Source organism: Microbacterium songi (genome assembly GCF_042747925.1).
In the GTDB taxonomy this organism is placed as follows: domain Bacteria; phylum Actinomycetota; class Actinomycetes; order Actinomycetales; family Microbacteriaceae; genus Microbacterium.
Genome location: NZ_JBHZIE010000011.1, coordinates 238,748 through 263,946, shown reverse-complemented (window position 1 = coordinate 263,946; position 25,199 = coordinate 238,748). Strand labels below are relative to the sequence as shown.

At 69.9% G+C, this 25,199-nt stretch carries 19 protein-coding genes; 10 read left to right on the top strand and 9 right to left on the bottom strand.

Annotated features, from left to right (window positions below):
• The first annotated feature begins 202 nt into the window (after positions 1–202).
• Both galT and galK read left to right on the top strand, forming a co-directional pair.
• Positions 203–1,348: a galactose-1-phosphate uridylyltransferase gene (galT, locus tag ACFM35_RS15040; RefSeq protein ID WP_378843628.1), complete on the top strand. Its 1,146-nt coding sequence runs from the start codon at positions 203–205 to the stop codon at positions 1,346–1,348.
• On the top strand, positions 1,345–2,529 hold the full coding sequence (gene galK / locus ACFM35_RS15035; RefSeq protein ID WP_378843493.1) for a galactokinase: 1,185 nt from the start codon (positions 1,345–1,347) through the stop codon (positions 2,527–2,529). The genes galT and galK overlap by 4 nt, the downstream gene beginning before the upstream one ends.
• 30 nt (positions 2,530–2,559) lie before the next feature.
• Here galK and ACFM35_RS15030 read toward each other — a convergent pair whose 3' ends face one another.
• Positions 2,560–3,549 carry a LacI family DNA-binding transcriptional regulator gene (locus tag ACFM35_RS15030; protein ID WP_378843626.1) on the bottom strand — a complete coding sequence of 330 codons (990 nt, stop codon included), beginning with the start codon at positions 3,547–3,549 and terminating at the stop codon, positions 2,560–2,562.
• A gap of 205 nt (positions 3,550–3,754) precedes the next feature.
• Between ACFM35_RS15030 and ACFM35_RS15025 the strand changes: the two genes are divergently transcribed.
• From ACFM35_RS15025 to ACFM35_RS15000, 6 genes are all read left to right on the top strand, one after another.
• A complete protein-coding gene (locus ACFM35_RS15025) occupies positions 3,755–4,681 on the top strand; it encodes a carbohydrate ABC transporter permease (protein ID WP_378843491.1) in 927 nt (308 codons plus the stop codon).
• A 1-nt stretch (position 4,682) separates the two neighbouring features.
• Complete coding sequence (locus ACFM35_RS15020) at positions 4,683–5,612, top strand: carbohydrate ABC transporter permease (protein WP_378843489.1); 930 nt, start codon at positions 4,683–4,685, stop codon at positions 5,610–5,612.
• Positions 5,613–5,669: 57 nt separating this feature from the next.
• On the top strand, positions 5,670–7,019 hold the full coding sequence (locus ACFM35_RS15015) for an ABC transporter substrate-binding protein (protein ID WP_378843487.1): 1,350 nt from the start codon (positions 5,670–5,672) through the stop codon (positions 7,017–7,019).
• A gap of 81 nt (positions 7,020–7,100) precedes the next feature.
• Entirely contained in the window at positions 7,101–8,678 is a 1,578-nt protein-coding gene (arfA, locus tag ACFM35_RS15010; protein ID WP_378843485.1) for an arabinosylfuranosidase ArfA, read from the top strand.
• Entirely contained in the window at positions 8,671–10,449 is a 1,779-nt protein-coding gene (locus ACFM35_RS15005; protein WP_378843483.1) for a glycoside hydrolase family 35 protein, read from the top strand. The genes arfA and ACFM35_RS15005 overlap by 8 nt, the downstream gene beginning before the upstream one ends.
• A 176-nt stretch (positions 10,450–10,625) precedes the next feature.
• Entirely contained in the window at positions 10,626–11,462 is an 837-nt protein-coding gene (locus ACFM35_RS15000) for an alpha/beta fold hydrolase (RefSeq protein ID WP_378843481.1), read from the top strand.
• Positions 11,463–11,539: 77 nt separating this feature from the next.
• On the opposite strand, the gene ACFM35_RS14995 is transcribed toward ACFM35_RS15000, so the two are convergent.
• Positions 11,540–13,681: a lamin tail domain-containing protein gene (locus ACFM35_RS14995; protein ID WP_378843479.1), complete on the bottom strand. Its 2,142-nt coding sequence runs from the start codon at positions 13,679–13,681 to the stop codon at positions 11,540–11,542.
• 149 nt (positions 13,682–13,830) lie between these two features.
• Between ACFM35_RS14995 and ACFM35_RS14990 the strand changes: the two genes are divergently transcribed.
• Entirely contained in the window at positions 13,831–15,336 is a 1,506-nt protein-coding gene (locus tag ACFM35_RS14990; protein WP_378843477.1) for a carboxylesterase/lipase family protein, read from the top strand.
• 42 nt (positions 15,337–15,378) lie between these two features.
• Here ACFM35_RS14990 and ACFM35_RS14985 read toward each other — a convergent pair whose 3' ends face one another.
• From ACFM35_RS14985 to ACFM35_RS14955, 7 genes are all read right to left on the bottom strand, one after another.
• Positions 15,379–16,365: an LLM class F420-dependent oxidoreductase gene (locus ACFM35_RS14985; protein WP_378843475.1), complete on the bottom strand. Its 987-nt coding sequence runs from the start codon at positions 16,363–16,365 to the stop codon at positions 15,379–15,381.
• A 9-nt stretch (positions 16,366–16,374) separates the two neighbouring features.
• On the bottom strand, positions 16,375–17,841 hold the full coding sequence (locus ACFM35_RS14980; RefSeq protein ID WP_378843473.1) for a cryptochrome/photolyase family protein: 1,467 nt from the start codon (positions 17,839–17,841) through the stop codon (positions 16,375–16,377).
• Between the two features lie 74 nt (positions 17,842–17,915).
• Positions 17,916–18,896, bottom strand: a complete 981-nt coding sequence (locus ACFM35_RS14975; protein ID WP_378843471.1) for a DNA-methyltransferase — start codon at positions 18,894–18,896, stop codon at positions 17,916–17,918.
• The gene (gene lplAB / locus ACFM35_RS14970; protein WP_378843469.1) at positions 18,893–19,942 is read right to left on the bottom strand and encodes a lipoate-protein ligase LplAB; all 1,050 of its coding nucleotides are present in this window, start codon (positions 19,940–19,942) and stop codon (positions 18,893–18,895) included. The genes ACFM35_RS14975 and lplAB overlap by 4 nt, the downstream gene beginning before the upstream one ends.
• Before the next feature lie 23 nt (positions 19,943–19,965).
• A complete protein-coding gene (locus tag ACFM35_RS14965; protein ID WP_378843467.1) occupies positions 19,966–21,144 on the bottom strand; it encodes an ROK family transcriptional regulator in 1,179 nt (392 codons plus the stop codon).
• Positions 21,145–21,275: 131 nt separating this feature from the next.
• Positions 21,276–22,355 (bottom strand): ABC transporter permease, encoded by a 1,080-nt coding sequence (locus ACFM35_RS14960; protein ID WP_378843465.1) that lies wholly within the window; start codon positions 22,353–22,355, stop codon positions 21,276–21,278.
• A complete protein-coding gene (locus tag ACFM35_RS14955; protein ID WP_378843463.1) occupies positions 22,352–23,827 on the bottom strand; it encodes a sugar ABC transporter ATP-binding protein in 1,476 nt (491 codons plus the stop codon). The genes ACFM35_RS14960 and ACFM35_RS14955 overlap by 4 nt, the downstream gene beginning before the upstream one ends.
• Positions 23,828–24,118: 291 nt before the next feature.
• On the opposite strand from ACFM35_RS14955, the gene ACFM35_RS14950 reads away from it, so the two are divergent.
• Positions 24,119–25,165 (top strand): substrate-binding domain-containing protein, encoded by a 1,047-nt coding sequence (locus ACFM35_RS14950; protein WP_378843461.1) that lies wholly within the window; start codon positions 24,119–24,121, stop codon positions 25,163–25,165.
• Positions 25,166–25,199 lie beyond the last annotated feature (34 nt).

Sequence of the window (25,199 nt, the reverse complement as noted above, 5' to 3'; positions counted from 1 at the left end):
CGGGAGCCTCCCTCGGAGGTCGCCGGGGATCGGGGACGCCGGTCAGGTCCTGGTGACTGAGCCCCATTCGTCGCCCTTCTGATCGCCGCGGGGGCAGTCTGCTCCCGTACCCGCCGGAGCGCGTGCGCAACGTCGGCATGTTGACGTTACCATCCGGTCTTGCTACCGTGTTGACGTGAACACACCGGATTTCGGCACGACGATGCCCGCCCCTCAGACGCTCGGTGCGGGTGTCGTCAAGCGGTCGACCCGCCTGGCCGACGGCCGCGAGCTGATCTACTTCGACGACCCCGGGACGACCTTGCCCGCTGAGCGCGCCGCCGACACGCGTGAACCGGGTGCACGCGCCGAGACCGCGACGATGCGTCGCGACGTCCTGACCGGCGACTGGATCTCGATCGCCGCGGGACGCCAGAACCGTGCCTTCCTGCCCCCCGCGCACCTCGACCCGCTCGCCCCGCAGACGCCGACGAATCCGTCGGAGATCCCGTCGATGTACGACGTCGCCGTGTTCGAGAACAAATCGCCCTCGTTCGGGCCCGCCCTCGCCGTCGCCACCATTGACGCTCCCGCCGCGGAGGATCCGCCGCGCAGTCTGGCCGATCTGGACGCCCCCGGCCTCGGCCGCACCCGCAGCTCGGTCGGACGTTGTGAGGTCGTCTGCTTCTCGCCCGAGCGCGAGGGCTCCTTCGGCACCCAGACCCCCGTCCGCGCCCGCACCGTGATCGAGGCCTGGGCGGACCGCACCGAAGCGCTCTCGGCGCTCCCCGGCGTGCAGCAGGTCTTCCCGTTCGAGAACCGCGGCGAGGAGATCGGCGTCACGCTCCGCCACCCCCATGGGCAGATCTACTCCTACCCCTACCTCACCCCGCGGACGACCCTCCTGCTGGGCTCGATCGCCCGGGAGGGCGACGACCTCTTCGCACGCATCATCGACTTCGAGTCGGCGGGCCCCCGCGTCGTCCTCGAGGCGGAGCACTGGATCGCCTACGTGCCGTTCGCCGCGCGCTGGCCGATCGAGGTGCACCTGACGCCACGCCGCCACGTGCCCGACTTCGCCGCCACCTCCGCGGCCGAACGCGACGAGCTCGCCGCGGTGTACCTGCGTCTGCTCCGTGGCGTCGACGCCCTCTACGACAGCCCGACCCCCTACATCGCGGCATGGCACCAGGCCCCCGTGACCGTCGGCCGCGACACCGTGCGTCTGCACCTGCAGCTCACGAGCCCCCGCCGCGCCGTCGACAAGCTGAAGTACCTCGCCGGTTCGGAGTCCGCCATGGGCGCCTGGATCGGCGACGTCCCGCCCGAGACCGTGGCGGCCCGACTCCGAGAGGTGATCCCCGCATGACCGCAGCATCCGAGGCCCGCGCACTGCTGGCCACCCTCACGCGGACGGCGCCCTCGGGCGAGTGGTCCGCACCGGGGCGCGTCAACCTGATCGGCGAGCACACCGACTACAACGACGGCTTCGTCCTGCCGTTCGCGATCGACCACCGCACGCACGTCGCACTGGCCGAGCGGACGGATGCCACGATCCGCGTGGCCTCCACTTTCGATGCCGCCCCGGTCGAGGTGGCGCTGAGCGCACTGCCGGACGTGTTCCCGCAGCGCGACGGCCACGAGACCGTGCCGGAGTGGGCGGCGTACCCCCTGGGCGTCGCGTGGGCCCTCGTGCACGCCACCGGGGTCGACGTCTCGACCCTCACCGGCGTGGACATCGCGATCGCCTCCGACGTCCCCGTCGGCGCCGGCCTGTCGTCGTCCGCCGCCATCGAAGGGTCGACGGCCGCGGCGCTGAACGACGTCTGGGGTCTGCAGCTCGACCCGGTGGCGCTCGCGCGCGTCGGCCGCACCGCCGAGAACGATGCGGTGGGTGCCCCCACCGGCATCATGGACCAGATGGCCTCGATGCTGGGCCGGACGGATGCCGCGATCTTCCTCGACTGCCGTTCGCTCGAGGCGACGGTCGTCGACCTCGGCTTCGACCGGGCCGGCCTCGAGCTTCTCGTGATGGACACCCGCGTCTCGCACTCCCACGCCACCGGCGGCTACGGCGAGCGCCGCGCCTCGTGCGAACGCGGAGCCGAGATCATGGGGGTGCCGGCGCTCCGCGATCTCTCCCTCGCCGACCTCCCCCGCGCCGAGCAGCTGATGGACGACGTGACCTTCCGCCGCGTGCGGCACATCGTCACCGAGAACCAGCGGGTGCTCGACACCGTTCGCGCACTGGAGGACGACGGGCCGGCGGCGATCGGCGCACTGCTGGTGGCTTCCCACGCTTCCATGCGCGACGACTTCGAGATCTCCGCCCCCGAGCTGGACACCGCCGTGGACGCCGCACTGGCCGCCGGCGCCGTGGGCGCCCGCATGACCGGCGGCGGCTTCGGCGGTGCCGCGATCGCGCTCGTCGCACACGATCGGGTCGGGGCCGTGAAGGATGCCGTGGACGCGGCCTTCGCGGCATCCGGTTTCGCCGCTCCGGTGCAGTTCACCGTGACGCCCTCGCAGGGCGCCCGGCGCGACGCCTGAGCCGGGGTCGCCGGCCCGGGACGGCCGTCCTCAGCGCCGACTGTAGGGTCCGGTGCTGTCGCGCACGACCAGCTCGGTCGGAATGAACGTCGTGCCGACGCCCGCGCCGGGGTCGGCGATCTGCGCGAGGAGCCGCTCCATGGCGAGCCGTCCCACCTCGCGGAAGCTCTGATGCACGGTCGTCAGCGGCGGCCAGAAGTCGCGCGCCTCGTCCATGTCGTCGAAGCCCACGACGCTGACGTCGCCCGGGATGTCGCGACCCAGCTCGTGCAGCGCGCGCATGGCTCCGAGCGCCATCTGGTCGTTCGCGGCGAAGATCGCCGTGACGTCTTCGCGCGCGCCCAGCTCACGACCGATCCGGTAGCCGGAGTCGGTGGTCCAATCCCCGTAGAACTCCTCGGGCGGGGCGATGCCCGCGCGTCGCAGCGTCGAGCGCCACGAGTCCGCACGGTGGGACGCCGAGAACGACGTCGTCGGGCCGGCGATGTGCCAGACCTGCGGGTGTCCGAGGCTCAGCAGATGCTCGGTGGCGACGCGGGCGCCCTGCGCCTGGTCGGTGTCGACGACCGGGTAACCCGAGCCGGCGTTCGAGTCGATGACGACGACGGGGAGCCCGGGAGGCAGCGAGATCTCGACACGGTCGAGGAGAGACGCCTCGAAGATGATGATGACGCCGTCGACGGCCTGCTGTGTGAGGCGGCGGTACGCGCCGGACACGGCGCCGATCGTGGGGTCGGGGACGGGCATCAGCGTGACCGAGTAGTCGGCCCTCGCCGCCTCGACGGCGATGGCGTCGAGGGTGCGCACGTTGCCGAGCGTCTCGAGGGTGAACATGATCACGCCCACGGTGTGGAAGCGCCCGGACTTGAGCGCCCGGGCGGCGCCGTTGGGCCGGTAGCCGAGGGCGCGCATCGAGCGGAGCACCCGATCCCGCGTGGAGTCGTCGACGTTCGTGTGGCCGTTCGAGACCCGCGACACCGTCTGGGCCGAGACGGCGGCGTGCCGGGCTACGTCGGCCATGGACGGCGCGCGGCGCTGCTTCTCCTGCACGATCCCCCTCGATCCCGACGTGGAGCCTCCCGGTCTGCGGGATGACTTCCGGGCACTCCCTGCCGGACGCCTGCTGTCAGTGAATCAGCACTTGCATGGTTACGCAAACATGTTAGGCTCCGTTTCGGACATGGTTACGCAAACATGTCCCCCAGGTCAACGAATGGACTGAATCATGACGATGGCGTCGACACTCGCTTCGGGTGCTCCCCCCACCACCGCGGCCCCCCGTCGGGCGCGACGGGACTGGCGTGGCTGGGGATTCGTCGCACCGTTCATGATCGTGTTCCTCGCGGTGCTGGTCGCCCCCGTGATCTACGCCCTGTACCTCACGCTCTTCCGCCAGCAGCTCGTCGGCGGCAACGGATTCGTCGGACTCGCGAACTACATCCAGCTCTTCCAGGACGAGAAGTTCTGGGAAGCGCTCGGTCGCGTCACCCTCTTCCTGATCGTCCAGGTGCCGATCATGCTGCTGCTGTCGTTGTGCGCCGCCCTGGCCATCGACAGCGCGCGCCTCCACGGCGCCGGATTCATCCGCATCGCGATCTTCCTGCCCTATGCCGTCCCCGGCGTGGTGGCCGCCCTCATCTGGGGGTTCATCTACGGCAACCAGTTCGGGCTGACCGGGACGCTCAACGACCTCCTGGGTGCCGAGATCTTCCAGCCCTTCACATCCCAGTGGATCCTCGCCTCGATCGGCAACATCGTCACGTGGGAGTTCCTGGGCTACAACATGCTCATCTTCTACGCGGCCCTCAAGGTGATCCCCGCCGACCTCTACGAAGCCGCCGAGATCGACGGCGCGGGTCAGTTCCGGATCGTGACCGGCATCAAGCTTCCCGCCCTGCGGGGGTCGATCGTGATCGCGACAGTGTTCTCCATCATCGGCAGCTTCCAGCTGTTCAACGAGCCCAACCTGCTGAAGAACCTCGCCCCCAATGTCATCAGCAGTTTCTTCACCCCGAACATGTACGCCTACAACCTCTCGTTCGCGGGCCAGCAGTTCAACTACTCCGCCACCGTCGCGATCGTCATGGGTGTCGTCACCGCGACGATCGCCTACATCGTGCAATTGCGCGGCTCCCGACAGGAGGTGCGCTGAGATGGCCACCCACACCGAGGTCCTCACCTCCACCCCCCGCGCCCGGCCCGGAAACCGTCGCGTCCCCTACGTGCATCGGCGCCCGTCCCGCCCGCGCCGGTCGATTATGCTCACGATCGTCATGGCGATCATGGTGATCTACTCCGTCATCCCGCTCGCGTGGCTGCTCATCAATGCGACCAAGAGTCAGGCCGACCTGTTCTCGAGCTTCGGGTTGTGGTTCGGCTCCGATTTCCACCTGTGGCAGAACATCGTCGACACCCTGACCTACCGCGACGGCATCTTCGTGCAGTGGTTCGGCAACACCCTGCTCTACGTCGTGGTGGGCGCCGGCGGTGCGACACTGCTGGCGACGGTCGCGGGCTACGGGATGGCGAAGTTCAACTTCCCCGGTCGCCGCGCCGTGTTCGCCGTCGTTCTGGGCGCGATCGCGATCCCGGGCACGGCGCTGGCGGTGCCCACGTTCCTCATGTTCAGCCAGCTGGGGCTCACCAACACCCCCTGGGCGGTCATCCTCCCCTCCCTCATCAGCCCGTTCGGCCTGTACCTGATCTGGACCTATGCGGTCGACGCGGTGCCGACCGAGCTGCTCGAAGCGGCGCGCATGGACGGATCGGGCGAGTTCCGCACGTTCTTCACGATCTCGCTGCGCCTGCTCTCCCCCGGGATCGTGACGGTGCTGCTGTTCGCCGTCGTGGCCACGTGGAACAACTACTTCCTGCCGCTGATCATGCTGAGCGAGCCGACCTGGTATCCGCTCACGGTCGGTCTCAGTCAGTGGAGCGCGCAGGCGACGGGCGTCGCCGCCCAGCCGATCTACAACCTCGTCATCACCGGCTCGCTCCTGACGATCATCCCGATCGTCGTCGCCTTCCTCTTCCTCCAGCGCTTCTGGCAGTCCGGCCTCAGCGCCGGCAGCGTCAAACAGTAGGTCCCGCATCACCCGGGCGTCCTGCCCACCCCTAACAAAGAAGTGAAAGGAACACCGATGTCCACCATCACCCGAGCGCGCAGAGCGCGCCTGGCAGCTGTGGCCACAGCATCCGCCGTCTCCCTCGGCCTGATCCTGTCGGGCTGCTCGTCCAGCACCGGCGGGGCATCCGGCGGCGATGCCAGTGCCGACGCCCTCGAGAGCGCCCTGGAAGCCGGCGGCGAGATCACGTACTGGAGCTGGACACCGTCGGCCGAAGCCCAGGTCGAGGCGTTCGAGAAGGCCTACCCGAAGGTCACCGTCAACCTCGTCAACGCCGGGACGAACACCGACGAGTACACGAAGCTGCAGAACGCGATCACCGCGGGTTCGGGTGCTCCGGATGTCGCACAGGTCGAGTACTACGCGATCCCCCAGTTCGCCCTCGCGGACTCGCTGGTGGACCTCGCGCCCTACGGCTTCGGCGATCTGAAGGACAAGTACACCGCCGGACCCTGGGGCGCCGTCACCTCGGGCGACAAGATCTACGGCCTGCCGCAGGACTCGGGCCCCATGGCGATGTTCTACAACAAGACCGTCTTCGACACCTACGGCATCGCGGTCCCCACGACGTACGACGAGTACGTCGCCGCCGCCGAGAAGCTGCACGCCGCCAACCCGAATGCCTACATCGCATCCGACACCGGCGACTCCGGCTTCGCGACGAGCATGATCTGGCAGGCCGGCGGCAAGCCGTTCAGTGCCGACGGCACCGATGTGACGATCAACCTCCAGGACGACGGCTCGAAGAAGTGGGCCGACAGCTGGAACCGGCTCGTCGAAGGCGGCCTGCTTTCGAGCACCCCCGGCTGGAGCGACGAGTGGTACAAGGCCCTCGGTGACGGCACGATCGCGACCCTGCTGACCGGCGCGTGGATGCCCGGCGTCCTCCAGTCGTCGGTGCCGGATGCTTCCGGTGACTGGCGCGTCGCCCCCATGCCGACCTACGACGGCACCCCGGTGACCGCCGAGAACGGCGGCGGCGGCCAGGTCGTGCTCAAGCAGAGCAAGAACCAGGCGCTCGCGGCCGCGTTCCTGAAGTGGCTGAACAGCGACCCCGCGTCGATCAAGGTCTTCCTCGAATCGGGCGGGTTCCCCTCCACCACCGCGGAGCTCGAGTCCTCCGACTTCCTCGCCGACGCCCCCGAGTACTTCGGCGGCCAGAAGATCAACGAGGTGCTCGTGGATGCCTCGAAGAACGTCCCCTCCGGATGGCAGTACCTGCCCTACCAGGTGTACGCGAACAGCATCTTCGGCGACACCGTCGGTCAGGCCTACAAGAACGGCACCGACCTGAACGCCGGGCTCGAAGAGTGGCAGAAGCAGCTCGTGGACTACGGCAACCAGCAGGGCTTCACCGTCAAGTAGCACGAACGAAGAGATCGAACACGGATGCGGCGGCCGCACGTCGGCCGCCGCATCCGCATCTCCTCCCCCCGAAGGATCCCCATGCTCTCCGCGCGTCTCCCCCTCGACCCGCAGCTCGTCCTCGCGCCGGTCCCCCGCCGCCTGTTCGGCACGTTCGTCGAGCACATGGGCCGCGCCGTGTACGAGGGCATCTACGAACCGGGTCATCCCACCGCCGATGCCGAGGGGTTCCGCGGCGACGTGCTCGCGCTCGTCCGCGAGCTCGGGGCGACCACCGTGCGGTACCCCGGCGGCAACTTCGTCTCGGGCTACCGGTGGGAGGACGGGGTCGGACCGCGGGCCGATCGTCCGGTGCGACTGGACGCCGCGTGGCACAGCACCGAGACCAATGCCGTCGGGCTCCACGAATTCGCGAGCTGGGCCGCCCAGGCCGACCTCGAGCTCATGTACGCCGTCAACCTCGGCACGCGCGGCATCGACGCCGCCGCCGACGTCCTCGAATACGCCAACCACCCGGCCGGGACCGCGCTCTCCGACCAGCGTCGCCGCAACGGCGCCGACGCCCCCTTCGCCATCGGACTGTGGTGTCTCGGCAACGAAGTCGACGGCCCGTGGCAGATCGGCCACAAGACCGCCGACGAATACGGGCGTCTCGCTGCCGAGACCGCGCGCCTCATGACGTTCCTCGACCCCGACATCGAACTCGTGGCCGCGGGCAGCTCGAACGCCGAGATGCCGACGTTCGGCGAGTGGGAGCGGACGGTGCTCACGCACACCGCGGGACTGGTGCACCACATCTCTGTGCACGCGTACTACGAGGAGCAGGACGGGGACGCCGTCAGCTTCCTGGCCTCGGCCACGGCGCTCGACCGCTACATCGACACCGTCGCCGCGATCATCGACGAGGTCGGCGCGGGCCCCGGATCTGCGCATCCCGTCGGCATCAGCGTCGACGAGTGGAACGTGTGGTCGCAGACGAGGTGGAACGAGCACGACAAGACGGCCGTCCTCACCGGCGGATGGCCGGAGCACCCGCGGTTGATCGAGGACACGTACACGGTGACGGATGCCGTCGTGGTCGGGTCGCTGCTCATCTCGCTGCTCCGTCACAGCGACCGCGTGTCGATGGCCAACCTCGCCCAGCTCGTCAACGTCATCGCGCCGATCCGGTGCGAGCCGGGGGGTCCTGCCTGGCGTCAGAGCACGTTCTTCCCGTTCCAGCACACCGCGACCCGGGCACGCGGCAGCGTGCTCGCCGCCGACGTCGACTCCCCGGAGATCGACACGCTCCGCCACGGTGCGGCGCCGCTGGTGGATGCCGTCGCCACGGTCGACGACGACGGGCGGATGACCGTCTTCGCATGCAACCGATCGCTCGAGGACGCCGCCGAGCTGACGATCGACGTCACCGACGCCTCGGCCGCGACATCCGGATACAGACTCGTGCGCGCCGAGACGCTGACGATCCCCGCCGACGGCGACCGCCACACCACCAACACCGCCGAGGCCCAGCCGGTCGGCATGCGCCCCCTGACCGTTCCTGCACCGCAGGCGGCGGCGACACCGACGCCGCCATCGTCCTCGATCACCGTCGTGCTGCCGGCCCTCTCGTGGTCCGTCCTCGAGCTCGCTCCCACCCGAAAGACCCCGCATGAGTGATTCCCGCCCCGCCCACGACTTCCGCATCGGCGCCCAGGACTTCGAGTTCGACGGTGCACCGCTGCAGATCCTGTCGGGCGCCCTGCACTACTTCCGGGTGCACCCCGACCTCTGGCGCGACCGCATCCGCAAGGCCCGGCAGATGGGACTCAACACGATCGAGACCTACGTCGCATGGAACGCGCATGCTCCGCAGGAGGACGTCTTCGACCTCACGGGTGGCCTGGATCTCGGGCGGTTCCTGGACGATGTCGCTGCCGAGGGCATGCACGCGATCGTCCGACCCGGGCCGTACATCTGCGCGGAGTGGGACAACGGCGGTCTCCCCGCCTGGCTGTTCCGCTCGGGCACCGTCGGGGTGCGCCGTGACGAGCCGCAGTACCTCGCCGCCATCGAGCGGTACCTGCAGCAGCTCGCACCCGTGCTCGTCCCGCGGCAGGTGGGCCGCGGCGGGCCGATCATCCTCGTGCAGATCGAGAACGAGTACGGCGCCTACGGCCACGACCCCGTCTACCTGCAGAAGCTCGTCGACATGAACCGCGCGATCGGCCTCACCGTGCCGTTCACGTCGGTCGACCAGCCGACCGACGAGATGCTCGCGAACGGCAGCATCCCCGGCCTGCACACCACCGCCTCGTTCGGCTCCCGGTCGATCGAACGGCTGGCGACCCTCCGCCGGCACCAGCCCACCGGGCCGCTGATGTGCGCGGAGTTCTGGGACGGCTGGTTCGACCACTGGGGGGCGCACCACCACACCACCCCCGTCGAGGAGTCCGCGGGCGACCTCGACGATCTCCTCGCCGCCGGAGCCTCCGTGAACCTGTACATGTTCCACGGCGGCACCAACATGGGCTTCACGAACGGTGCCAACGACAAGGGCGTCTACCAGCCCCTCGTGACGAGCTACGACTACGACGCCCCGCTGGACGAGGCGGGCAACCCGACCGCGAAGTACTGGGCGTTCCGCGACGTGCTGGCGAAGTACACCGACCTCGCGATCGACGACGTGCCCGCGGCATCCGTCCCCGCGCCGACTCCTCACACCCGGTGGAGCTCCGCGGTGCCGCTGGCGGAGGTCGCACCGTCGCTGGGGACCGCGTCGGCGCACGAGGAGCTGCCGAGCATGGACGCGCTCGGCGCGTTCACCGGGTTCGCGCTGTACCGCACCGTGATCGACGTGAGCGGTCCCGCCGTCCTGCACATCGATGAAGTGCGCGACCGGGCGATCGTGTTCGTCGAAGGTTCGCCGGTCGGCGTCCTCGCGCGCGAGCATCACGATGCCCGCCTGCCGCTGCCTTCGCACGCGCGCGGGGTGTTGGAGCTGCTCGTCGAAGACCAGGGCCGGGTCAACTACGGCGAGCGCATCGGCGAGCCCAAAGGGCTGATCGGCGCCGCCACCCTCAACGGCGAACCGCTCCGTCAGTGGGAGGTGCAGGCCCTCGACCTCCGCGACCTCGGTCCCGTGCGGGACGCGCTCCACGACCGTCCGTGGGACGGCGCCCTCGCCGGACCGGTGTTCGGCCGCGCCGAGGTCGAGCTCGACGAACCCACCGACCTCTTCATCGACACCCGCGGCTGGGGCAAGGGCGTCGTCTGGGTCAACGGCGTGAACCTCGGCCGCTACTGGTCGAAGGGTCCGCAGCACACGCTGTTCGTCCCCTCCGCCCTGGTGCACGCCGGAGCGAACGAGGTGATCGTGCTCGAGCTGCACGCCGCCGCGTCGACGGTCGCCTTCGCCGCCGAGCCAGACCTCGGGCAGACCGACTTCTGAGTGCGGGTTCGATGCGGTCGCGGTGCCGCGGCGGTCGTACGCCGTCTCGGCCGCCGGGGCAACCCCTGGTCGCGCGCCCGCCCGCGATCTACCGTCGAAGGAGTGGCCGTTCCGCCCTCGGCACCCGAGGCGCCGGTGGGCGGACCTCCGGCCGCTTCAGACGAAAAGGAGCGAACGTGGCACGCATCACCGTCGGCATCGAGAACTCATCGGACATCTCGCTGTACTACACCGATCAGGGGTCGGGACAGCCGGTCGTCCTCATCCACGGATTCCCGTTGAACGGGGAGTCCTGGGGGAAGCAGCAGGCCGCCCTCCTGGACGCCGGCTACCGCGTGATCGCGTACGACCGCCGCGGTTTCGGCGCGTCGACGAAGACCGCGAGCGGGTCGGACTACGACACGTTCGCCAGCGACCTCGAGGCGCTCATGGTGGCGCTCGATCTCGAGAAGGCCGTGCTCGTCGGGTTCTCGATGGGCACGGGCGAAGTGGCTCGCTACCTGAGCACCTACGGCAGCGAACGGGTCGCGAAAGCCGTCTTCCTGGGGTCGCTCGAGCCGTATCTGCTGAAGACCGATGAGAACCCCGACGGAGCGGGCCCGCAGGACTTCTTCGACGCAACGGCTGCCTCGGTGCGCGCCGATCGGTACGCGTTCCTGACCGGGTTCTTCGCAGACTTCTACAACCTCGACGAGAACCTCGGCACGCGCATCTCCGAAGAAGCGCTGCACGCGAGCGTCTGCATCGCCAACCAGGCCGGCAACGCCGCGATCGCGGCCGCTCCCCTCACGTGGCCGACCGACTTCCGGGACGACATCCCCAAGATCGATGTTCCGGCGCTCATCGTCCACGGCACCGCCGACCGCATCCTCCCCATCGACGCGACCGCTCGTCGGTTCGCGAAGCTGCTCCCCGACGCGACATACGTCGAGATCGAAGGCGCTCCGCACGCCATGATCTGGACGCATGCCGACGAGGTCAACACGGCGATGCTGGACTTCCTGCGCACCTGAGCCGCGGTCCGGGAGGAACGACGGATGCCTCGGCGCAGAGTGTGCGCCGAGGCATCCGTCGTCCAGCCGCCGTGCTGTTACGTGCGGCTGATCCGGCGGCGCAGCGCCACGAGCGCTCCCCCGGCGATGAGCATCGACCCGGCGAGGACCAGCGGCACGATGGGCTGGCTCCCGCCGGTCGCGGCGAGCGCCTTCGTGGAGCCGTTCCCCGAGACGCCCGTGGCGTCGGTCGGACCCGAGACCGGACCCGCGGGAGTGCCGGGCCCGGTGACGGGCAGCGACGGGCCCACGGGGTCGGTCGGGTCGGTCGGGTCGGTCGGGTCGGTCGGATCGACCGGCGCCTCGACGTACGTGCAGGGGAAGGTGCCCTGACGCAGGGAGAAGCCATCGGTGTCGTTGTCGTCGGCGTAGAACGTCGGCTTGGTGCCCGCCGGCGCGCAGACCGCGTCATCGGCGATCGCGAAGCCCTCGTTCGCGATACCGGCACCCATGCCCGCCGGGCGCTCGTACACGTGCGTGGCGACGAAGGCGCCGTCCGTGAGCTCGTACACGGCGGTCTGACCGTCGCAGGCATCGTCGCAGGCGACCCACAGTGCGCCCGCACCGCTCGCGGCATCGGCGTCGAACTGCACCTCGGCGACGATCGCGAACGGTGTGGCGATCGTCGCCACCCGCGTGAAGGCGCCGCTGTCCTGAAGCGCATAGGCGTACACGGATGCCGTGCCCTCGACCCCGACGAAGAACAGGCCGTCGCCGTGGCCCGGGTAGGACGCCGGCGCGTACGGCGCACCTGTCGTCGCGTCGATGAAACCGCCCGCGACCAGGGAGGCGTCGGAGATCCAGGTGATGGCTTCGAGCCCGGCGTTGGCGCCCAGACCGGGGAAGTCGGCGGCGAGGTTCCACTCCTGCGACGCGTTCAGGCTCGTCGCCGAGCCCGACACGTCGTAACGAAGGACCGAGGGGCGGCTCACGCCGCTGTCGTCGTTGTCGCGCTCACTCGAGACGTAGACGCCCGCTGCGGCTCCGGCATCCGTCATCGTCACGCCCTCGGCGTCGACCGCGCCGGTGCCGTCGGCGTAGTGCAGCACCTTGCCCGCCGCCCATTCGGCTGAAGCATCCGGCGCCCAGCTGCCGTCGACGTCGGAGACGATGCGGTAGAGCAGTCCGTCGCCGTTCTGCACCGCCCACAGGGTGCCGGGCGCCGCCGTGCCCGATGCCTCCCAGTACAGTCCGCTCAGATCACCGCTGGGGAAGGTGTCGGCGTCATCGAGCGTGCGCACCTCGGCGCCGCCGGGCCACGCCTCAGGGGTGATCAGCCCGGTGCAGACGTTGATCGCATTCTTGGACGGGACCGCCGTCGTCGTGAACTCCCCCGTGCCGTCGGGGCAGCGGCCGTAGGTCGTCGAGGCGTGCTCCGCCCAGCTGTAGCTGTCGAGCAGCGTCGATCCGTTCGGCGCGAACAGCCGCACGGAGTCGGCGCCGCCGAGCCCGAAGCCGTCTTCGGCCGCGTCGACGTCGGCGACGTAGAAGCCGCCGGCCGCGACGGTCGTTCCGGCGGGCACGACGAACGCGTGCGTGTCGTCGTCGTCCTTCACCGTGAATCCACCGAGGTCGACATCGGTGGTGCCGGTGTTCACCAGCTCCACCCAATCGGTCGCGTCACCCCTGCTCTCGATCTCGTTGATGCGCACGGGCGAGCTGCAGTCGTTGGCCGCGCCCTTCGTCGATGCCGTCGTCTGCTGCATGTCGCCCACGCCGTCGGGGCACCGCCCGTAGCTGACGGCCGCGTGCGTCTCCCACGCATAGCTGGCGACGAGCGTGGTCCCGTCGGGTGCGAAGATCCGCGCGACGTCGCCCCCGCCCAGGCCGAAGTCGAACCCGACGGGGTTCGTCGCGCTGGTCTGGTCGATCACGAGGAATCCGCCTGCGGCGACGAGCGAGCCGGCCGGGAGGACGAACGCGGCGTGCGTGTCATCCGAGTCGAGGAACCGATAGCCCGTGAGGTCGATCGATTCGGCGCCGGTGTTGTACACCTCGACCCAGTCGGTGTCGTCGCCGTTGCTCTCGACCTCGTTGATGACGAGCGTCGAGGCGGCCGGCGGCAAGGGGTCGGCCTGCGCCGGCGCGGCGACCAGGAGCGGGACGGCCACGAGACCCAGCGCGGCGGCGACCGCGGCCCAGCGGCGCCCAGGGGTGGGAAGAGGGGAATCGGAACGCATGCGGCGTGCACCTTCGATCGGCAGACGGGGGAGCGGCCAGAATGGTCCGCGCACACGGCCGGGAGGTGAACGCCGCGTGACGCGCCAGGGACGGACCTCGCTGCGCGCGGGCCAGGCGAGCGCGCACGACCGCGGTCTACAGTCGAGACATGGCCCGACGAGATGCGCGTGGCGGCGAGCCCGTGGCACACGCCGCACCGGTCGTCGACATCGCCCCCGGGTCCGTCCGGGGATTCTGGCGCGGACCGTCCGCCGCGTTCCTCGGCATCCCGTTCGCGCAGGCACCCGTGGGCGACCTGCGGTTCGCCGCTCCGGTGCCACCCGAGCCGTGGGCCGGCGTCCGTGACGCACGCGAGAACGGCGCGACGGCCAAACGGGCGAAGCCGGGCGAGCGGACGCTCATCCCCGAGCCCGCGATCCCCGGGGAGAGCACGCTCAATGTCAACGTCTTCACGCCCCTACCGGGAGCAGTGGATGCCGCATTGCCCGTGCTCGTCTGGATCCACGGCGGCGGCTTCGTCGAAGGCTCGCCGGCGAGCCCGTGGTACGACGGGGCGGCCTTCACCCGCGACGGCATCGTGACCGTCAGCGTGTCGTACCGCCTCGGTTTCGATGGATTCGGCGCGATCGAGGACGCCCCGAGCAACCGTGGAGTGCGGGACTGGCTCGCCGCACTCGAGTGGGTGCAGACCAACATCCGCGCGTTCGGCGGTGACCCCGGCCGCGTCACGATCGCCGGGCAATCCGCCGGGGGCGGCGCCGTCCTGACCCTGCTCGGCATGCCCGCCGCGCAGCATCTCTTCCACGCCGTCTGGGCGCTGTCCGCCGTGGTGGGCGATGTTCCCGCGGCCCGAGCGACGGCGCTCGTGGACCGCCTCGCCGATCTGGCGGGGGTCGCCCCCACGCGGGCGGGTTTCCGTTCGGTGCCGGAAGCCCGGCTTCTCGAGCTGCAGGATGGCGCGGCATCCGCTCTCGGGACATCGCCGTTCGAGAAGCTCAGGTCCACCCTCGACGAGGGTCGCGCGTGGGCTCCCACGATCGACGGCGACCTGCTCACCCGCCCCACGCCGGAGTCGCTGCGTTCCCGCATCGGCGCGGACAAGCCGCTCGTGCTGGGCACCACCGACGACGAATTCACCATGGCGACCGACAGGGCACGCAAGGCGCTGCGGTTCGTGCCGGTGTCACTCGCCCTCGGTCGCCTGCAGAAGGACCGGGGTGTGCGGAATGCCTACCTCGCCGACAATGCGCAGCAGAGGCGGAGGGGCACGGCCGCCGTGCTCGGCCGGTACGCCACCGACCGGATCTTCCGGGCGTTCGCCGTGCGGGTGGCCGACGCACGCGGGGACGCCCCGACGTGGATGTACCGCTTCTCATGGGTGTCGCCGACGATCGGCTGGGCGTGCCACTGCCTCGACGTGCCGTTCTGGTGGGACTGCCTCGACGCCGACGCGGTGCCGGGGATCGCGGGCGACGCTCCCCCGCAGGCTCTCGCCGACGCGCTCCACGGCTCGGCCGCGGCTTTCATCCGTGGCGCCGAGCCGGGGTGGGAGGCGTGGTCGGACAGCCGTGGGACGACGCGTGTGTTCGGCGGCGAGGCGTCCACCGCCGATGTGATCCCCGACGGTTACGCCAGCGTGCGGGCCCTGGTCTGAGTCCCGTCGCCGGTCAGAACCCAGGCCCGGTCCCGGGGCCGCTCAGTCCAGTGCGGGGATGACCTCGCGCTCGAACAGGTCCACGCCCGAACGGTCGTAGGCGTGCTCGGGGAAGTAGTGGATCGCGTAGCCGAGCCCGACCGCGCGCATCTCGTTGAGGCGCTCCACGATCTGCTCGGGGGTTCCGACCAGGCCGGCGCCGCCGCGGTACTCCGCCATGAAGGCCTCGGTACGGTCGCCGAGGTACGGGGCGACGCGTGCCTCGATGGCGTCGACGCGCTCGGCCACTTCGGCCTCGGTCTCGCCGATCACGGTGTTGAAGTTGGCCGACTTGGTGATCTCGGCGAAGTCGCGGCCGACGGCGTCGGTGTGGCCCCGCAGGATCTCGGACTTGCGGGCGAACTCCTCCGGCTGACCGGAGAAGTTCGTGTACTGCGCGTACTTCGCCGCGATCTTCAGCGTGACCTTCTCGCCGCCGCCGGCGATCCAGGTGGGGATTCCGCCCTTCTGCAGCGGCTGCGGCTGGACGATCGCGCCGTCGACCTGGAAGTGCTTGCCGTCGAGCGTGGCGGATCCCGTCGCCCAGGCCTGCTGCATGATCTGCACGCCCTCGTCGAGCGCGCCGAGGCGGTCGCCGATGCCGGGGAAGCCGTAGCCGTAGGCACGCCACTCGTGCTCGTACCAGCCGCCGCCGATGCCCATCTCGACGCGTCCGCCCGAGATGATGTCGACCGTGGCGGCGACCTTCGCGAGGTAGGCCGGGTTGCGATAGCCCATGGACGTGCACATCTGCCCGAGGCGGATGCGGTCGGTCACCGCCGCGAAAGCCGACATGAGCGTCCACGCCTCGTGGGTCGCCTCTGCGCTCGGTACGGGGACGGTGTGGAAGTGGTCGTAGACCCACAGGGATTCCCACGGCCCCTCATCGGCGCGCTGCGCCAGCTCGCGCATGACGCGCCATTGGTCGACGGGATCGATGCCGACGAGGTCGTGACGCCAGCCCTGGGGGATGAAGGTTCCGAAACGCATGCTCTCAGACTAGGCGCGTCCGGCCTCCGCGTCTCGGCGACGCTCCTGGTCGACGACGGCCTCGCGATCAGCGAGCCGCCGGAGACCGGCGAACGGCTGCGCGAGACGGTGGTTCTTGCCGAGGGTCGGCTCGACGCGGTCGAGGAAGGCCCAGTATCCGGCCGTGTACGGGCAGGCGTCCTCGCCGAGACGCTTCTTGGGGTCGAAGCGGCAGCCGCCGCAGTGGTCGGACATCCGGTTGATGTAGGCGCCGCCCGCCGCATAGGGCTTCGTCGCGACACGGCCGCCATCGGCGTGCAGCGTCATGCCGACGACGTTCGCGGGCATGACCCAGGGGGTGCCGTCGACGAACATGGCCACGAACCAGTCGTTCATCTCGCGCGGGTCGTAGCCGCGCTGCAGAGCGTGGTTGCCGATCACCATGAGTCGCTGGATGTGATGCGTCCACCCGTGGTCGCGGACGCCCTCGACGGCGGCCGACAGGCACGCCTCCTCGATCGCCTCAGGAGCCAGATCGAGGAACGACGACGGCACCGGATGCCGCGCCCCGAGCTCGTTGCTGTGCACGTAGTCCTCGCCGAACCGCCAGTAGAGATGCCAGACCCACTCGCGCCATCCGATGATCTGGCGGGTGAAGCCCTCGACGCTCGCGATGGGAGCGCGTCCCGCGTCGTATTCCGCGACGACCGTCTCGACGGCTTCGCGGGGGTCGAGCACCCCGAGATTCATCGGCACGCTCAGCAGCGAGTGCGCCATCGTCCAGTCGCTGCGGAGGATGGCGTCCTCGAACGGCCCGAAATCGCCGAGCCGGGTGTCGACGAAATCCTGCAGCGCAGCACGAGCCTCTGTCGGAGTGACGGCGAACTCGCGGGGCCCGTCCTCGCCGACGAAGCGCACGTCGCCGTCGCGCTCCCAGCGGTCGAGATCTCGACGCACCTCGGCGTCGATGTCGTCCTCGGTCGGCCACCACGGATCGGGAAGCCCGAGGGTGAGGGCGTTCTTGGGTGGGGGGTTGCGGTTGTCGCGGTCGAAGTTCCAGGCGCCGCCCGCGGGGCGGTCGCCCTCCATGAGGATGCCCGTGCGCTCGCGGACCCAGCGGTAGTAGTCCTCCATCGCCGCATGCTCGTGCGCGTCGGCGAACCCCGCGAAGTCGGCCTCGGAGGTGACGAAGCCCCGACTCGGGAGGATCTCGGCGCCGAGCTCGCGGGCGAGGCGTCGCGCTCGATAGGACGTGGGATCGATCACCTCGAGGTCGCGTCCTGCGAGCGCTTCGCGGAAGGTGTCGGCCCGCACGTACTCGAGCCGATCACCGAGTTCGGCCTTGCGGTGCCGCATGGCGGAGAGGTACAGGTGTGCTTTGCGCCGATGCATCGGAGCACGGGCGAATGCCGAGCGCGCCTCGACCAGCAGCATCCGTCCACCGTCGTCGAACTGCTCGCCGAGCTGACCGGCCACCACCCACCGCACGCGTGTCATGGCTCCATCCTCCGGCACGGGTGCGACACCGGGGCGGGGTTGCGCCGGCCGCGACCTCCTCCGCGCGCCGGTGCTCAGTCGACGACGCGGGCGTACGGCATCCTCGAGGTCATCACGGCGATCGCCTCCGGGTTCGCGTCGACCAGCACGGCGTCGCGCCCGAGGGACGCGGCGACCGCACCTGTCGTGCCGCTGCCGGCGAAGAGGTCCAGGACGAGGTCGCCGGGGCGACTGGAGGCCTGGATGATCCGGCGCAGGATTCCCTCGGGCTTCTGCGTGGGGTAGCCGGTCTTCTCCCGGCCGGTGGTCGGCACGATCGTGTGCCACCAGACATCGGTGGGCAGCTTGCCGCGCGCCGCCTTCTCGGGCGTGACCAGTCCCGGCGCCATGTAGGGCTCGCGGTCGACGGCGTCGGAGTCGAACCAGTAGCGGGCCGGGTTCTTGACATACACGAGGATCGTGTCGTGCTTCGTCGGCCAGCGCTTCCTCGTCTTCGCTCCATAGTCGTACGCCCAGATGAGTTCGTTCAGGAAGCGCTCGCGGCCGAAGAGCGCGTCCATCAGCACCTTCGCGTAGTGCACCTCGCGATAGTCCAGGTGCACGTACAGCGTGCCGTCGTCGGCGAGGAGTCGCCAGGCCTCGAGCAGCCGCGGCTCGAGGAAGGCCCAGTAGTCCTCGAAGCGGTCGTCATAGACGCGGAGGTCGCCCCGCAGCCGCTCGTACTCGCGCCCGTGGAACCCGAGGCGCCGGGCCGGTGCCGCGGGGCCGGCTGCCGCCGAATCCCGTCCCGAACTTCTGCGCGGTGGGTCTGATGTCGCCGACACCGACCCCTCGGCGCTGATTCCGTCACGCGCAGCAGAACTCGGGGACATCCACCGCGCCGTCTCGACCGCCTTCTCCTGCGGCCGCCCCGTGTTGAACGGCGGATCGAGGTAGATCAGGGTGAACGCGCCGTCGGAGAGACCCGCGGCCACGGCGAGGTTGTCGCCGTGGTGGATCGTCACCGCACCGGGTGCGACACCGCCCGCGGGTGCCGGCCGCGCGGGGTCGGTCACGGAACCCGGTGCAGCCAGGCCTCGGTCGAGAACTTCGACTGCACGAGCGCCTCCGCTTCGGCGTACTCGTCGTCGGTGATGTGGCCGGTCTCGGCGCCGTACATGGTCGTGAACGTCTCGATGAAGCGCTCGATGATCGCCTCGCGCGGCAGGCCGGTCTGGCGCCGGAGGGGATCGACGCGCTTGGCCGCCGACACCGTGCCCTTGTCGCTCAGCTTCTCGCGCCCGATACGCAGCACCTCGGTCATCACCTGACCGTCCATGTCGTAACTGAGCGTCGCGTGGTGCAGCACTCCCCCGTTCGCGAGACGCTTCTGCGCGGCGCCGCCGATCTTGCCCTGCGGCGAGGCGATGTCGTTGAGCGGCTGGTAGGTGGCGTCGACACCGAGGGAGCGCAGGGCCTGCAGCACCCAGTCGTCGAGGAAGGCGTACGAGTCGGCGAACGTCATCCCCGAGACGAGGGATGCCGGGACGTACAGCGAGTAGGTCACGATCGAGTTCGCGCCCATCATCATCGCGCCGCCGCCCGAGATGCGCCGGACGACGTCGAAGCCGTGCGCGGCCGCCCCGGCGGGATCGACCTCGTTGCGGTAGGACTGGAACGATCCGATCACGACCGCCGACTCGTCCCATTCCCACAGCCGCAGGGTGGGGTTGCGCCGACCTTCCCCCACGCGGGTGGTGAGCACCTCGTCGAGCGCGAGGTTCAGCTGCGGCGAGACCGGGCGGTCGTGGACCACCTCCCACGAGAAGTCGCTCCAGCCCGGGGCGACCACGAGCGCGCGCCGCACGGCGGTGCCCACCGACTCGGCCGTGAACCCGAGCAGCTGCGCCCCCTCGGGCAGCGCCGCCCGCACCGCGGCGGCGATGGTCGTGACATCGGATTCGACCGGCATCCCGGTCACGGCCGCGTCGATGTCGGCGAGGGCGTCGTCGGGCTCGAGGAAGAAGTCGCCGGCGAGGTGGAAGTCGGCGATGACGCCGTCGCGCACCTCGAGATCGACGACGACGAGTTTGCCGCCCGGAACCTTGTATTCGCCGTGCATGGCTTCAGCTTAGGCCGCACCCGCTAGGCGGTGACGAGCGCGCGCAGCGCCTCCGGCGACAGGGCGTGCTCGATCGCCAGCATCCCGGCGCCGCGGACGCCGGCGTCACCTGCTGCCGAGGACTGCACGATACTGAGGTGTTCGGTCGCGAGCGGCGTCGAGCGGCTGTAGATGACCTCGCGCACCCCTGCGATCAGATGCTCGCCGACGCGCGCCATCGACCCGCCGATGGCGATCACCGACGGGTTCATGAGGCTGACGCAGGTGGTCAGCACTTCGCCGATGTCGCGCCCCGCCTGGCGCACGGCCAGGATCGCGTCGATGTTGCCGTGCTTCACGAGATCCACGACGTCGTTGCCCCCGTGCGCATCGATCCCGTGACTGCGCAGCTCGCGCGCGATCGCGGGGCCGGATGCGAGCGCTTCGAGGCATCCGCGGTTCCCGCAGGTGCACGGCACGTCCGCGCCGCGCGCGACACGCACGTGCCCGATGTCGCCCGCCACACCCTGTGCTCCGCGCAGAAGCTGGCCCGACGAGACCACACCCGCGCCGATGCCGGTCGCGACCTTCACGAAGATGAGGTTCTCCACCGCCGGGTCGACCGCCGCCCGTTCGCCGAGCGCCATGACGTTGACGTCGTTGTCGACGAGCACGGGAGCATCGAGATGCTGCGCGACCCAGCCCGGCACGTCGAAGCGATCCCAGCCGGGCATGATCGGAGGTTTGATCGGTCGTCCGCTGGAGAACTCCACCGGCCCGGGGACACCGATGCCGATCGCCGCCACGTCGTGCGGCGAACGCCCCGCCTCCGCGAGCAGCTCGAAGACGATCTCGAGGGTGCGCTCCAGCACGGGAACGGGGCCCAGGGCGATGTCGAGAGGCTCCTGGCGCTCCGCGAGCGGCGTCGCCCCGAGGTCGGTGATGGCGACGGTCGCGTGGGATGCCCCGAGGTCGGCGGCCACGACCACCCGGGCGGCCGGGTTCAGGGCGAACTGCGAGGGCGGCCGGCCGCCCGTGGACGCCGCCTCGGCGACGGGCGTGACGAGCCCCATCCGCATGAGTTCGTCCACGCGGACGGCGATGGTCGAACGGGCGAGACCGGTCGACTTCGCCAGCTGGGCCCGCGTCCGCGGCACTCCGTCGCGGAGGAGCTGGAACAGCTCCGTCACACCGATTCCGGCAGAGGCAGACTCCACACCCATGTACCGATCCACTCACTCATGCAGCCGCAGAGGGCGGGAGGGAGCGACATCCTCCCCGGCCTCGCGGACGGCCACCGTCGACCCGCCGAAAGTGCTGACGTCGCCCGCACGAGCAGGCAGACGGACCATCGTCAGGATTCTCGGCCGACCGGACGAGCGAATCTCTGCTGCAGGAGCACCGCGACCACGATGATAACGCCCTTGGCCACCGCCTGAACCGAGGATGACAGGTTGTTCTGGACGAACACATTGGTGAGGGTCGCGAAGATCAGGACACCGAAGACCGTGCCCGTGATGGTGCCGCGGCCGCCGACGAGCAGGGTGCCGCCGACGACGACGGCGGCGATCGCGTCGAGTTCGTAGAGCTGACCGTTCGTCGAGCTGCCGGCGGTCGTGCGGCCGAGGATCATCACACCGGCGATGCCGGCCGTCAGTCCCGCGATCGCATACAGCCACATCGTGTGGCGCCGCACGTTGATGCCCGCGAGGCGCGCGGCCTCGCGGTTGCCGCCGATCGCGACGGTGCGTCGTCCGAAGGTGGTGCGATTGAGCAGCACCCAGCCGAGGGCGGCGACGAGCACGAAGATCCAGATCAGGATGTCGACGCCGATGAAGTCGGAATTCATGAACGTGATGAACCCGCGGTCCTCGACCACGAGGGTGCGCCGCTCCGCCAGGATCTCGGCGAGCCCGCGTGCGGCCACCAGCATCGCGAGGGTCGCCATGAAGGCCACGACCTTGCCGTACGCGATCACGACGCCGTTGATGAGCCCGGCGGCGAGCCCCACGGCGAGCGCGATGAGCACCATCACGAACCAGTGGGTCTGGTCGGCGAGGTCCTGGATGGCTGCGAGGGTGGCGACGATCGAGGCCAGTCCCATCACCGAGCCGACCGACAGGTCGATGCCGCCGGCGATGATGACCAGTGTCATGCCGATGCTGATGACGCCGATGATGGATGCCTGGCGGAGGATCACCAGGGCGTTGCTCAGGGATGCGAAGTTCTCGCCGGCGCTGACGGTGCCGACGACGACGAGCACCACCAGAGCGACGACCAGTCCGAGGTTGCGGCCGACCGAACCCGACATCACCTTCTGCAGGCCGGTCTTCTCACCGGCGCGCGGTGAGGACGGCCCGGACGGAGCGCCCTGCGGCGTGCCCGCCGAAGAGGGCGGACCGACCAGGTCCCCGGTGGTTACTGGCTCGCTCATGCGGCTGTTCCTCTCATGACGAGATCGAGCACACCGTGCTCGTCGATCTCTGCGGCGGGAAGGGTCTGGAGAACGCGTCCGTCCGAGACGACGAGCACGGTGTCGGCGAGGCCGAGCACCTCCTCGATCTCGCTCGAGACGATGACCACGGCGTTGCCCGCGGCGGCCAGCCGGCGGATGAGGGCGTAGATCTCGGCGCGGGCACCGACGTCCACGCCGCGGGTGGGCTCGTCCAGCAGGAGGACCCGGGTGCCGTGCACCAGCCACCGCGCGAGGAGGATCTTCTGCTGGTTGCCGCCCGAGAGGGTCCGCGCCGGCCGATCGGTGTTCGCGGGCCTCAGCTCGAGCGCTTCGATCTGCTCCGCCGCGACGCGGCGCTCCGCCCGTTCGTCGAGGAAGCCCGCTTTCGCGAACCGGTCCATGGACGAAAGTGTGACGTTGACGAAGATGGGTTCGTCGAGCACGAGCCCCTGGCTCTTGCGCTCCTCGGGTGACAGCCCGATACCCGCGCGCACCGCGGCCACGACCGATCCGCGCCGGAGCGGACGCCCGGCGACCGTCACCGTGCCGGCGGTCGCCTTGCGTGCGCCGTACACGGTCTCGACGATCTCCGATCGGCCCGACCCGACGAGGCCGGCGAGGCCGACGACTTCGCCGGCCCGCACCGAGAAGGACACGTCCGAGAACACCCCCGCGAGGCCCAGGCCATCGACCTCGAGCACGACCGGGGCGTCCGCGGCCAGAGGCTCGGCCGGCGGGAAGACGTTGGCGACCGTGCGGCCCGTCATGAGGCGGATCAGTTCGGCGGTCGGGGTGTCGGCGACCGGGATGCCGGACGCCATCGACTTGCCGTCCTTCAGCACCGTGATGCGGTCGCCGATCTGGCGGATCTCCTCCAGTCGGTGGGTGATGTAGACCACGGCGATGCCCTCGGAGGTCAGCTCCTTGACGACGTGGAAGAGGTTCTTCACCTCTTCGGTGTCGAGCACGGCCGAGGGCTCGTCCATGATGATCAGCTTGATGTCGTGCGACAGCGCTCGCGCCATGCTCACGATCTGCTTGTTCGCGGCGCTGAGCTGGCCGACCTCCGTGTTCGGGGCGAGGTTCTCGTGACCCAGACGCCGCAGAAGTTCTCTGGTCTGACGAGCGGCCTCCGACCGCTGCGTGAAGCCGCCGCGCGAGAGCTCGTGACCGAGGAAGATGTTCTCGGCGATCGTCAGGCCGTCGACGACGTCGAGCTCCTGGTACATCGTCGCGATGCCGAGACCGATCGCGGTGTCGGGGTCGCTGATCTCGACGACCTCGCCGCGCCACACGATGGTGCCCTCGTCTGGCCGGTGGACCCCCGCGAGCGTCTTGATGAGCGTCGACTTGCCGGCGCCGTTCTGGCCGAGTACGCAGTGCACCTCGCCCTCGCGGACGTCGAGATCCACTCCGCGCAGCGCCTGCACGCCGGCGAAGCTCTTCGTCACACCGCGCACCTCGAGTAACGCCGAATGTTGGTCACCTTTGATCACGAGCAGACAGTAACACGCCGGTCGCTGCCGGATCGAGACCCACATGCGAAAGTCACCGTGCCCCGCCGACGCTCGCGAACCCCGGAACGGCGCTGATTTCGGATCATCACACTTCTGCCACGAAACCCGCAAAAGCTGTCGCCCGAATGCAGCATTCTGCTACGTTGTCCCCGTCAGCCCGGTCGACCTCCGCTTCCCTGCGCGCCGCTCGCCGCCGACACCGCATTCACATTCAAGGAGGAATACATGCGTTCTACTCGATCCGTGCGCGTTCGCACGATCGGCGCCGGCGTCGCAGCGTTCGCCGCCATCACCATGCTCGCCGGCTGCACCGCCGGCGCGGCCGAAGAGGACGTGGCCGACCAGGGGACCACGTCGGAGGAGAACCAGGCGAGCGGCGACAAGGTCGTCATCGGCTTCTCGGGCCCCGCGGCCGACCACGGCTGGCTCGGCGCGATCAACTCGGGCGCAACGGCGGCGGCCGCCAGCTTCCCCGATGTCGAGCTCGAACTGGCGGAGGGCACCAACGACGTGAACGCCCAGATCGCCGCCGTCGAGACCTTCATCAACAACGGCGTCGACGCGATCGTGTTGCTGCCGAGCGACGGCGCAGCCCTCACCGAGGTCGCGACGAAGGCGATGGAGGCCGGCATCCCGGTCATCAACGTCGACCGCGAGTTCTCCAGCCCGTTCGCGGCACGCGCCACGATCCTCGGCGACAACTACGGCATGGGCGTCAGCGCCGGCACCTACATCTGCGAGCAGCTCGGCGACAACCCCGACGCCGTGGTCGCCGAGATCCCCGGTATCGACTCCCTCCCGCTCACCCAGGACCGCTCTGCAGGCTTCGCGGACGCCCTCGAGGACTGCGGCCTGACGGTCTCGGCCCGCGTGGCGGCGGACTTCACGGTGCAGGGCGGAGAGGCCGCGGCATCCCAGCTGCTGTCGGCCAACCCGCAGATCGACGCCCTGTGGAACCACGACGACGACCAGGGCATCGGCGTCCTCGCGGCGATCGCCGCCGCCGGACGCGACGAGTTCATCATGGTCGGCGGTGCCGGCTCGAAGAACGCGATGGACGCCATCGCCGCGGACGACTCGGTGCTCAAGGCGACGATCATCTACCCGTCGACCCAGGCCGCCGACGGCATCGCGCTCGCTCGACTGATCGCCCAGGGCAAGACCATGAGCGACCTGATCACGCCGAGCGTCGCGAACCGCATCGTCCTGGATGCGCCCGTCGTCACGAAGGAGAACGTCGACCAGTTCATCGATCTGGCCTTCGAATCCTGATCTGAACCGCTCGACACTCCGTGGAGGGGGCGCC